The organism is Wandonia haliotis, from assembly GCF_039523435.1.
Lineage (GTDB): Bacteria > Bacteroidota > Bacteroidia > Flavobacteriales_D > Crocinitomicaceae > Wandonia > Wandonia haliotis.
On record NZ_BAAAFH010000020.1, the window covers coordinates 6,460 to 16,933 of the forward strand.

Annotated in this window: 13 protein-coding genes and 2 pseudogenes; 13 read left to right on the forward strand and 2 right to left on the reverse strand. The window is 34.8% G+C overall.

All coding sequences use genetic code 11. The annotated features are described in order from the left end of the window. The 10 genes and pseudogenes from ABDZ97_RS12400 to ABDZ97_RS12440 form a co-directional block, all read left to right on the forward strand. Positions 1 to 701, forward strand: a pseudogene (locus ABDZ97_RS12400) (hypothetical protein); the annotation flags it as partial. Positions 702 to 734: 33 nt separating this feature from the next. After that, positions 735 to 944 (forward strand): hypothetical protein, encoded by a 210-nt coding sequence (locus tag ABDZ97_RS12405; protein WP_343788118.1) that lies wholly within the window; start codon positions 735 to 737, stop codon positions 942 to 944. 339 nt (positions 945 to 1,283) lie between these two features. Further along, the gene (locus ABDZ97_RS12410; protein WP_343788120.1) at positions 1,284 to 1,742 is read left to right on the forward strand and encodes a hypothetical protein; all 459 of its coding nucleotides are present in this window, start codon (positions 1,284 to 1,286) and stop codon (positions 1,740 to 1,742) included. Positions 1,743 to 2,234: 492 nt separating this feature from the next. Further along, positions 2,235 to 2,963 carry a hypothetical protein gene (locus tag ABDZ97_RS12415; RefSeq protein WP_343788122.1) on the forward strand — a complete coding sequence of 243 codons (729 nt, stop codon included), beginning with the start codon at positions 2,235 to 2,237 and terminating at the stop codon, positions 2,961 to 2,963. Between the two features lie 10 nt (positions 2,964 to 2,973). Further along, positions 2,974 to 3,519 (forward strand): hypothetical protein, encoded by a 546-nt coding sequence (locus ABDZ97_RS12420; RefSeq protein WP_343788124.1) that lies wholly within the window; start codon positions 2,974 to 2,976, stop codon positions 3,517 to 3,519. A 300-nt stretch (positions 3,520 to 3,819) separates the two neighbouring features. Beyond that, entirely contained in the window at positions 3,820 to 4,125 is a 306-nt protein-coding gene (locus ABDZ97_RS12425; RefSeq protein WP_343788126.1) for a hypothetical protein, read from the forward strand. A 204-nt stretch (positions 4,126 to 4,329) separates the two neighbouring features. Next, on the forward strand, positions 4,330 to 4,656 hold the full coding sequence (locus ABDZ97_RS12430) for an IS1/IS1595 family N-terminal zinc-binding domain-containing protein (RefSeq protein ID WP_425542659.1): 327 nt from the start codon (positions 4,330 to 4,332) through the stop codon (positions 4,654 to 4,656). Next, a pseudogene (locus ABDZ97_RS17670) lies at positions 4,647 to 4,841 on the forward strand (hypothetical protein); the annotation flags it as partial. The gene ABDZ97_RS12430 and the pseudogene ABDZ97_RS17670, both read left to right, overlap by 10 nt. Positions 4,842 to 4,918: 77 nt before the next feature. Beyond that, positions 4,919 to 5,272, forward strand: a complete 354-nt coding sequence (locus ABDZ97_RS12435) for a hypothetical protein (protein WP_343788130.1) — start codon at positions 4,919 to 4,921, stop codon at positions 5,270 to 5,272. A 25-nt stretch (positions 5,273 to 5,297) separates the two neighbouring features. Further along, positions 5,298 to 5,504 (forward strand): hypothetical protein, encoded by a 207-nt coding sequence (locus tag ABDZ97_RS12440; RefSeq protein WP_343788132.1) that lies wholly within the window; start codon positions 5,298 to 5,300, stop codon positions 5,502 to 5,504. Here ABDZ97_RS12440 and ABDZ97_RS12445 read toward each other — a convergent pair. Continuing rightward, positions 5,496 to 5,915, reverse strand: a complete 420-nt coding sequence (locus tag ABDZ97_RS12445) for a hypothetical protein (RefSeq protein ID WP_343788134.1) — start codon at positions 5,913 to 5,915, stop codon at positions 5,496 to 5,498. The genes ABDZ97_RS12440 and ABDZ97_RS12445 overlap by 9 nt on opposite strands. Before the next feature lie 353 nt (positions 5,916 to 6,268). Then, the gene (locus ABDZ97_RS17675) at positions 6,269 to 6,496 is read right to left on the reverse strand and encodes a helix-turn-helix domain-containing protein (protein WP_425542660.1); all 228 of its coding nucleotides are present in this window, start codon (positions 6,494 to 6,496) and stop codon (positions 6,269 to 6,271) included. Positions 6,497 to 6,823: 327 nt separating this feature from the next. Here ABDZ97_RS17675 and ABDZ97_RS12450 point away from each other — a divergent pair, with 327 nt between their 5' ends. From ABDZ97_RS12450 to ABDZ97_RS12460, 3 genes are all read left to right on the forward strand, one after another. Beyond that, on the forward strand, positions 6,824 to 9,097 hold the full coding sequence (locus tag ABDZ97_RS12450) for an RHS repeat-associated core domain-containing protein (protein WP_343788136.1): 2,274 nt from the start codon (positions 6,824 to 6,826) through the stop codon (positions 9,095 to 9,097). Positions 9,098 to 9,100: 3 nt separating this feature from the next. After that, complete coding sequence (locus tag ABDZ97_RS12455; protein ID WP_343788138.1) at positions 9,101 to 9,871, forward strand: hypothetical protein; 771 nt, start codon at positions 9,101 to 9,103, stop codon at positions 9,869 to 9,871. A gap of 285 nt (positions 9,872 to 10,156) precedes the next feature. Continuing rightward, positions 10,157 to 10,474 (forward strand): IS1 family transposase (locus ABDZ97_RS12460; RefSeq protein ID WP_343788140.1); only part of this gene is annotated, 318 nt, incomplete at its 3' end.

Here is a 10,474-nt window from a genome sequence, read left to right on the forward strand (position 1 = left end):
AATGCAGATGCCGAACAGGAATGGAAGTACAGGGGGAGTATCGTTATGGCTTCCAGGGACAGGAGAAGGATGACGAGGTCAAGGGTGAAGGAAAATCAATTAATTACAAATACCGTATGCACGACCCGAGGGTGGGGAGGTTCTTTGCGCTTGACCCGTTGGCTCCGAAGTATCCGCATAATAGTCCTTATGCTTTTAGTGAAAATAGGTTAATTGATGGTGTTGAACTCGAAGGTTTAGAGGTTACATTGGTTGGTAAAAATGTAACTGGTGTTGTAGGATTAAGTGGTTCAGTCGAAGGTGGGGTTGCTATTGATTGGAATACAGGAAATATATATTCTTATGGCTCTACAGCTGTTGGTATTCAAAGCGATGTGAGTATCTCTTCCACTTTTTCTATTACACATTATCAAATTATGAATGATATAAAAGACCTTGAAGGTTTTGGAGCTGAGGGAAATGTTTCCACTGCTAAATGGGGGACAACATTATCTTTTGGAGTAGCTTCCTCTGGAGGGCATATAGGTGTGAACTTTCAAATTGGAGTTGGAGCAGGAATTGCACCAGCAAGCGCTGGCGCTGCTGTTTCGCACACTGAACTAAAGCCAATAAGTGATGGAGCAGATAAGATATTTGCCATTAATATTCTTAAAGAATCGGCAATAAAAATAGCAAAAGAATTGTCTCCTCTTTATATTTAACACTCTGCATTAATTGATGAAAAAAACAAGTATATGAATGATATTAATGTTTTGGAGAATTCAATGCAATACCAAGATAATAATGAAGGTCGGGAGGTTATTCAAAAGGAAATAGATAAGGCTAAATCAAAAGTCGTATTATATAATTCAAAAATAAAAGATATTGAAAGTAAAATAAACCCTATGATTGAAAGATTTCAAAATATTACAGATGCAGTATTAAAATTAGAAAGTGATGGATAAAAATAAACTTTTAATTATTTATTTTTTAGTAATTATTTCAATGAGTTTTTATTTTGGGATTTTTACAGGTGTAGATTTCGTATTAGTGATTTTCTTTTTCATTTTTTTTCCATTTACTATCATGTTTGGTAGGAAGCAGATAAACTTAAAGAAAAACATGGGAAATAAAATAATCAAAAAAGAAAGAAATATTTTATTTATATATTGTTTACTAGCTATCTTTTTTTTAATTATTATCTCAATTATTAAACTTTCTTTAATGAATTCGAAATAAAAAAGAATGATAAGTAACTCTCAACACAACTCCCAAGAAAAAAATGAATAACCCCTCGGTAGATCTTGGGTGTTTATCAGTGGACAAGAACAGTTGTAACTAATGTAATAACTGGAGAGAAAGAAACCTTACCAATTAATAATGCAAGTATCTTAGAAGGTAATCAGGATATCAAAACTGCAAGTGTTCCCGATAGATTACGAACAATTGTGTTGGAAATACAAGAGAATAAGATAAGTCCAAGCGAAACAGAAGCGACAGAAAATGAAAGTTCTAATGATACAAAGACTAAGGTCGGGCAAGCAACAGCAGCTGCCGGAGTTGCTATTTTTGATTTAGGTTTATCAATGGACGCTAGTGTCGTTGGGGCGGTTCCTGGTGTAATATTAAATGTTATTGGAGGGGTTGTAACCGGTGTTGGAGCTGCTGTAAGTTTTTGGCCTGATTCTGAAGAAGATCCTTCAAAAATAAAAGTCGAGTTTACACCTTATGAAGTTCGAAGTACACCAAAAGAAGATGAATGATTACACAAATTGTATATTATGCAAAATAAAAACATGGGAATGTTATTGGCAATTTCTTTGTGCACACTATTGACTGTTGTCGTAGCATTTATATCAGATAATACTTTTTCATCATATTTAGGGATATTTACTGTAATATTTGAATTGGTTATTCTTATATTTTATTTGAAAAAGTCAGAATTGAGAGAAAAGAGGGGGAATATAATGCCATTGATTGGTTTTATATGCTGTTTACTAATATTATTCTCAACAAGCATAGAAAGACCTTTTAATGACTTTTTCGAATCAAATTTGCTTCTAGTGGGATGTTTTTTATTGCTCATTTCATTGCAGTATGTTAAATGGAAGTATAGAATAAAGTAGGGTAGGGGGTAGTGTCTCAAACTATCACCTAATGATGAACTGTAATTATTGTCAAAAAATTGTATAAAAAAGGGAAAATAAAAGAAACTCAACGTTATCAATGTGCTGTGTGCAAGAGATATCAGCAGGATGAATACAGATACACTTCTTATTAAGGTGAGCGATGAAGAAGATTTACGAAATCTGTTTTCACTTGATTCGAATGGTGTAACTATGCAGTCCATAGGTAAAGAAGCATTTACTAGTGCAGTTGCTAACTTGAGTGCTGAGCAACAGCAATTAGCTTATGGTTATTATGGTGCAATTAATAGTTCTGACGTTCATACAGTCGAAATGGTTAATAGGAGTGAATCATTAAGCGCAAATGGAGTTCGCTTAACTGGATATACTACTGGAGCAGGAGTTGATGGGGGAGCAGGTGGCGGTGTTAATGGGTCATTTGGGAGCGGGAGTTATACTATTGTCGTTATGAACTCAACGGCTAGTATTCCGGATTATAGAAGTGGAGATGGTTATACTTCGAGAAATAGTTCAGCAGGAGAATTATTGGCTCATGAGCTTTTAGGTCATGGAGTGGGGCGGACAAAAGGGATGTCTACCTACAGACATGAAGATGCAATCCAAATGACAAATTTATATCTAAGAGCACAAGGTATAACGAATGTTTACCGAGATGGTAGAAGTCACGGCTCAAGAGTTGTTTTAAGCAAATCCACCGCAACTTCTATTCCAAGCTTTGTACAGATTCCAATTACCTTACAAATGAATATCAGGCGAAAAGGACCTATTGAACTTAAGCCATATATTATGCATCAGGATAACACACGTGTTGACCCTTCTTATTTAGGGCGCCCTTAAAATAAGCGTTATGAAAGGATTAATTTTTGCATGTGCACTCGTTCTGTTTTCCTACTGTTCTTCAAGAGAGTTGAAAGTTTCAAAGGACAGCGATTATATAGATGGAGAAATAAGATTAAAAGAAGATTCATTAAACTTAAATGCAATGAATCAAAAGGGGATGGAGAGCGGTAAAGATAGTATAGTTTTAGTGCAATTAGTGGAAGATATTTCTATTAACTGGAATAATCAATCTTATAGTATTATGGAAGATGAATTGTTTAGTTCAGTAGTAGCTGTTTTTTCCAAAAAACAAAAAAGAATAATTGCTCTAATATCAGACACCACTATATCAGAAGCTAAAGCTTGTAGTATAGATAGGAATTTATTGGTAGGAGATTTAGCATTTCTACTTATTAATAAGATAAAGAAATTGCCTTACTTCGAAGTGCTGGGTGTTCAATGGGATTTTTTAGAAGATAATTGTAAATATCCTTTTGGATTGTTCGATTACATTAATAACTATAGAAATGAAGTGGAGAAAAAAGTCGAATTTTATCTAATTTCAAAAGAATAAATATAGGTAGTGTACTCAATTGGTAGTGTATCAAACTTGCACTTATGTTTATTTTACAGGTGTAATTAATTGACAATCAATGGTGGTTGATTTATGATTTTTTGTTCTTGGAACTATCTATGGGGTATTTACATGAATGATAAAACTTCCACAGAAATTGATGGGGGACAGATTGAAACGGCTACTCAATCATATGAAAGAGGAGAGTTAAACTTAGATTAGATAAAATATGAAATTTTTTTATACTTTTTTGTTTTATATATACTGTCATGTACTACATCCATTAATGAAAGGAAAGATGTGAAAGTTATTAAGGATAAGATCATACATTCAATAGAAAACGGTGATTTAGAATCTTTAAAAGATTTATGTACAGATGATGGGGTTAATTATATTATTGAGTCTACAAACTCATTTCGTAATTCTAAAGATATTATCAAAAAATTTAAGTCATTAAAAATAAGTAAGGCAAATGAAGATGATGTGAAAATTATCGTTCCTCTAAGTACACGAAAAAATCCAATAACTGGTTCAGAAGAAGGTTATATGGTTTTTCACAAAAAAGACGGTAAATTATTATTTTCTAATTTTAGAGGTGGTAAATAGGGTAGTGTACCAGATTTATTGATGGATGAAATTTGTTTAATTAACCATTTGTTTTTCAGGTGGTAGAGGAGGTTTTAGCAAGAGTAGTTCGATAAGGGTAATCATTAAATTGCCCTTTTTTCGTGTTTTATTCGGCCTATTATTCAATAATTACGTACTACGTGTATCAGAATTATTGCTCATATGATTTGTTGTAATTTTCAAATGAAAAAAAACGGGAAGACTTTGAAGGGAATTCAACGTCATCTGTGTAAACAATGTGGCTCGACCAAACAGGAAGCATATAGCAATAGAGCCTGTTTTGCGGAAACCAATACGAATATTGTTCTTTTACTTAAAGAAGGAGTAGGAATCAGGAGTATTTCGAGAATCCTGAATATCTCCCCGACAACTGTTCTAAAGCGTATCATTTCTATTTCTCGGCAAACTAAGAAAACACTGGGAATGGAAGTGATAATGCGGATAGTTATCGTTATGGCTTCAAAGGACAGGAGAAGGATGACGAGGTCAAGGGCGAAGGAAACTCTGTGAATTACAAGTATAGGATGCATGACCCGAGGATAGGAAGGTTCTTTGCAGTGGATCCGTTGGCAGCTAAGTTCACTCATTACACACCTTATTCCTTTAGCGGGAACAAAGTGATACACGCTATTGAATATGAGGGCTTAGAAGAGGTTATACTGACTAGATATCACAAAAATGATGGTTCGCTTTAAAAGTATATACATATGGGGAGGCAGATTATAACTCGAATAAGAGAGCATTTTGGTATTATGCCATGTCTTCTGGAAATATGAATAATTGGAAGAAAGGATACAATGCTTATCGTGGTGGAGCAGATAATCTTTTTGATAACCAGTTATATAGTGGTGGGTGGAGTGAGGAAACTTATGGTACATTAATAATCGATAGTTATCAGGACGGGAGAGACTCTGAGATTTCTTTTGATTACGAAAATGCTGGAGTTTACGATACCTACGAAGATGCTAAAAATGGTGTTATGGCAGAAGGTGCAGGTGAGATAGTTGTTGGTAGTATAGGAATAGTTTTATCTATTGCTGGAGAAATTAGCTCAGGGGGGGGTAATAACGACACTTGCTTATGCTGGGTTTATTCAAAGTGCAGACCTGACCGCCGGAGGTGTTGAAAAAGTATTTAATCCTGAAGACTATATGTCTGGAAACAAAGAAGCTAAACCCATCAAAGCTCTAATAGGACAATATATTGGTGAAGAAGGGGAAGCTGTTTATGAAGTAATAGACTTTGCAACTGGGGTTAAAAGTATGACAAATGGTGATAGTAAACTAGAAAAAATTGTAGGTGCTTATCAAACAGTTACTGCGGCAGAAGAGGCGTTAGAAAAACAATACTCAGAATGATACGAAACCAGTCTTTAATTCATTAGAATTAAATTTTATATAAATTCTTAAAGTATCCTTTTTATTAAAGGATAAAGCTTTATGCTTTGAATTGTATGTATATCCTATAACTAGGTTGCTAAATTGTTTATCCAAAGTTTTAAAACGTTTTATATAATGTTTGTTTGACGTACCAAGAACATACTCTTCGTTTGGTGTATAAAAGTTGTATAATAACACATTTTCTTCTAAGGGTAAGCCATTTTTCAGCATGTAAATGCTATCTACATTTGATAAGTTACAATTAGATATAGCCACCAATATCTTTCTCGAATTATATTTTATATAACCATCGAGCTCATTTTTATTGGATTTTATATTATGCTTAGGATAATCCTTATTTAATGGTTGAATTGAATTGTTATTATTCATAGGGTAAAAGTTATAAATAGAAACTAAAAGTGTTGTTATAAGTAGAATGATTATGTATACTTTTTTATAACCTCTTTTAATGGAGATGAAGAAAAAATAGGCTACATAAAGATATCCCATTAAAATATGAACATAAAAGGGTAATGCCATCCCCGCGTGGATGTTCGCTGTTGTTAAAATTAATATACCTAAGATAAAAGTTAAGAAGTGTTTACTGTTCATAATGCTTATATATACAGGGGTTTAAAAAGAGTTGTATATTCCGTCAGGAAGTTAGTGAATATTAGAATGAATAATATATTTTCATAATGTTTTATTTTTTCAATTAAAGTGCTCCCTGCGGCTTCATTCTATCAATAAACGAATCTAAGAAAAAGAAAACCAGATTCCTTTTCTTTTTGTAAGAGTTTAGAAACCGCTTGAATTCTTTTTAACATTGAGTTGTCGAGTTCTAGGTCAGTAGCTCTAGTAAGGTAATCTAAAGAAACATCCATTGTTTTAGCAATTTTTATAGCCATTTCAATAGTTGGTCTTACTTCACCACGTTCATAACGTCCGTAAGCATCACCGCTAATCCCAATTTTTTTCCTGTTTCAACTTGAGAAAGCTTTTTCTTCTTTCTTACTGTTATTAAACGTTCTCCAAAGGTTATATATGTATGTTTTAATTCAGGTTAATCAACTTACGAGCAAAGTTACAAACAAAACATGTAGTAAAAAAAATTGCTTTGCTTGTTTTATTACTACATGTTTTATAGTCTTGCTACAAACTTGTAGTATGGTAGTGTATCAAACTATCACATAGCGACAAATGAAACCACCCATAACTATCGTTATGATGCCATCGGGCAGCTTGTTCAGGATAAAACGGAAGAAATTGAAAACATCGAATGGACAGTAACGGGTAAAGTGAAAAAGATTGAACGCTATGCGTTTAGTGAAAAACCCGATTTGGTTTTTACCTACGATCCGATGGGTCAGCGTATCTCTAAGACGGTGTACCCTAAATCTGCACCGGGAGTTATTGACGCCTCGGGTATTGAAAAAAAGTACTATATTAGAGATGCACAAGGCAATGAACTGGTGAGATACGGCATAGAACAGGGTACATATAGCGGTCAGGATATAAAAATACTTCTGCTGGAAGAGCGTACTATATACGGTTCTTCACGGTTGGGTATGGAACGCATCGAAGAAGAAGTGGCACGTTCGTATGTTCTTGCTCCGGATGAGATAGCTGTTTCCATGCGAAGCGGCTTGTATGTTCCCGGCGAGGAGTTGATGCGTCAGGTAGGGGATAAGCGGTATGAATTATCCAATCATCTGGGCAATGTATTGGCAACGGTATCAGATCGTAAGCTGGCGATAGCTGAAGCTGGTGCAGTTTACGCCAATGACTTTACTTCGGATATCGACGGCGTAAATGCCTACCTGGGAGGCTCAGTGAGTCATTCGGGGGGGCGCCTGCGCGTAACGACAACATCGCAGGGATCGGGAGCCGTCTTACAGTATGTAGCAACTGTTCCGGGTCAGACGTATCGTCTTCAACTGACAGCGGATCTGGCCGGACAGGGATCTGTAGCCATAACAGCGTATGATGTACCTACAGCAACAGTAACTGCACAGAAAGTGATGAGTAGTAATGGAGTACATTACCTGGACTTTTTGGCCAGCTCATCTACTACACAGTTGAGGATGCAAAGTCAGGTAAGTGGAACAAGAACGTTCTACATCGATGATCTGACACTTGAAAAACGTCCTTCTGTATTTGCCCGCGACCTGACAGCTAGTTATGCGGATATACAAACCTACGGTACAGGAGTAACCACTTCGATCTCGGGTAACCGTCTTAGAGTAGATAATTTGGGGCAGTGGAATGGTATTTTATGTGTTTTCCCGACAGTAGCCGGAAGAACGTATACGGTTCACTATACATTGGGACTGAATGGAGGTCCTAAGTTGACCCCGTTTGTTCGAAACAATATCACCTCAGCCAATATTCAGGTGCAGCATATTACTTCAGACGGACGTTATACGTTGACATTTGTAGCACCGAGTTCAGAGACGATGTTTGCTGTGGAGAACCCGAATACGGGTACGCGATCGATGTACTTGTCGTATTTGTTTGTTCAGGATGTAAATGCAGCGGCAGTAGTGGAAGATTTCTATTATGTGGCTGATGTGAAAAGTTATTCGGATTATATGCCGTTTGGGATGACTTTACCTGGACGTTCATTTAGTTCAGATTCTTACCGTTATGGGTTTAATGGGATGGAGAAGGATGATGAAATTTACGGAGAAGGTAACGCCATTGACTTTGGGGCGAGGATGTATGATTCAAGAGTAGGAAGGTGGTTGAGTAGAGATGCTGCATCTAAAGTTTACCCTAATTTAAGCCCATATTCATTTGTTGCTAACAGTCCTTTGATTTTTGTAGACCCTTCTGGAAATATAATAGAGCCAGCCCCAGGATTATCAGATAAAAATAAAGCTGATGTTGAAGCTAGAATAAAAAAATTAAGTGAAGAAAGGCCTAATCAGTATAAATATTTAAACGAATTAAGATATCACCCTACAAATAAAACATTTGTTTCTTCAGGTGACCCCGATTACAGTACTTCTTTTGATATTATTATTCATGTTACAATAACAGATATAGACGGAATTCCCCGTGCTGAAGAACTAGGAAATGCAAATTCATCCGCAATAAGTATGGTAAACAAGTCTAGTACACACAGAGATGGACAAGCAAAGCGAACTGAATTATGGCAATCTTATAAATTGACTACACCAAATAATATCGTTTTTATTAGAAAGAATGATGGCACAACAGATAAAATAGACGTTAATTCACCAGAAGGTGCTCTGCTTCTTGATCAGCAAATGAGTAATGGAAGTATTGTTCAATCAAGTCTTACTTCTCGTTACATTAAAGTAGAACCATCAACAAATGGCACTCCTCACGTTATTATTTCTTTAGATGATTATACCCCTGGTGGACTCCAACAAAAATTAGAAACACTTTCTCATGAATTAGGGCATATTGAAGGATGGATTGAATATCCACATCAAACATATTTTTATGGTGATGAAACAGGTAAAAATACAGGGGTTGGGCATCATGAAAAGTATGAAGGTGGTAAAATAGCTGATGACAGAGAAAAAAATGATAGAAAACCTTAAAAAATGCAGAATCTCAAGTTTTTCCTTTTAAATATTTTAGTTTTTAGTTTTTTGAATCAATGTTGGAGCCAAAATTCATCAATACTCACCGAATTTGATGAGTTTTATCATAAAGTATATGTCAATAGACAATTATGGAAATCTCAACACTATTTATCAATCTATGGGGATAGATTTATTGAATTGGACTCAAATTTATATCACAAAATATACCCCAATAACGATGAATATGAAACAATTGTCTTTAAAAAAATAGATTCTATCTCATCTTTATATGATTTTGATTTTTATGAATTTTACTTCAAAGAACGTTGTTCATCTATAAATGATAAGGAATTTAATCACGAGATGAAGCAATTGCATGAGGACTTTGATAAAACCGAAGATTATATTCCATGCACTTGTTGTCTGCGTTTAGGGGGGACAACAAGTAGTGGTAAACATCCTAAGATACCCGATTGTGAATATAAGTTGGGATTAATAGGCTTCGCAAAAGATTATACAAATACTACTCGTATATATTTCATTAGTGGTAGTTGTATATTTCTAGATGATTTTGAAACTGTTTTCTTTGACAAATATGGCATAACTGATTCGACAGTTGAATTCATGATTAAATTATTATTTTGGCGAACTAATTTATATGAATCTGATGATAGAATAATTGAATTAAAAAAAATAAGAAGTAAAAAATGGAAGTTATTACTCAAAGATGAAATAACTGAAAAATCTGTAAAACTGAATAAAAAGAGGAGGAATCTGAAGATTAATTAATTAGGTAGCGTCTCAAACTATCACCTGCCGGTAAAAAGTGTATGTAACTTATTGAAAAATAATAGATAGAAAAATAAATTTGTATTGAAGCGAGTGGATATAGATATCCACTCGCTTCTTTTTTGTGTAAATAGGACTCTGTATGAACGAAAGTTCGTTGTAAGTGTATCAAACTATCACCTAATCATGAACTGTAATTATTGTCAAAAAAATTGTATAAAAAAAGGAAAGCAAAAGAACGGGACACAGAAATTTTTCTGTTGTTCCTGTAAGAAATACCAGCAAATGAATTACCAAAGGCAAGCTTTTCGCCCCGATATAGATAAACAAATCATTACTTTGGTAAAAGAAAGTTGTGGCACACGAAGTATTTCGAGAATATTGACTATTGCTCCCAATACGGTCACCAGTCGGATAAAACAGATTGCATCAAGAATTCAATTTCCTTGCTTGATAAAAGGAAGGTCTTACGAAGTAGATGAATTGATCACTTATATAGGAAAGAAGGAGAGCCGATATTGTCTTACCTATGCCATTGACCGTACAACCAAAGATGTGGTTAGTTTTTCAGTTGGTCGGAGAACTAAGAAAACACTGGGAATG

What these genes read in the sequence shown, in the direction of transcription:
- ABDZ97_RS12415 (WP_343788122.1), top strand. Translation starts at nt 2,235, where the DNA reads ATGAATACAGATACACTTCTTATTAAGGTGAGCGATGAAGAAGATTTA.
- ABDZ97_RS12440 (WP_343788132.1), top strand. Translation starts at nt 5,298, where the DNA reads ATGTCTGGAAACAAAGAAGCTAAACCCATCAAAGCTCTAATAGGACAA.
- ABDZ97_RS12420 (WP_343788124.1), top strand. Translation starts at nt 2,974, where the DNA reads ATGAAAGGATTAATTTTTGCATGTGCACTCGTTCTGTTTTCCTACTGT.
- ABDZ97_RS12445 (WP_343788134.1), bottom strand. Translation starts at nt 5,915, where the DNA reads ATGAATAATAACAATTCAATTCAACCATTAAATAAGGATTATCCTAAG.
- ABDZ97_RS12435 (WP_343788130.1), top strand. Translation starts at nt 4,919, where the DNA reads ATGAATAATTGGAAGAAAGGATACAATGCTTATCGTGGTGGAGCAGAT.
- ABDZ97_RS12405 (WP_343788118.1), top strand. Translation starts at nt 735, where the DNA reads ATGAATGATATTAATGTTTTGGAGAATTCAATGCAATACCAAGATAAT.
- ABDZ97_RS12455 (WP_343788138.1), top strand. Translation starts at nt 9,101, where the DNA reads ATGCAGAATCTCAAGTTTTTCCTTTTAAATATTTTAGTTTTTAGTTTT.
- ABDZ97_RS12430 (WP_425542659.1), top strand. Translation starts at nt 4,330, where the DNA reads ATGAAAAAAAACGGGAAGACTTTGAAGGGAATTCAACGTCATCTGTGT.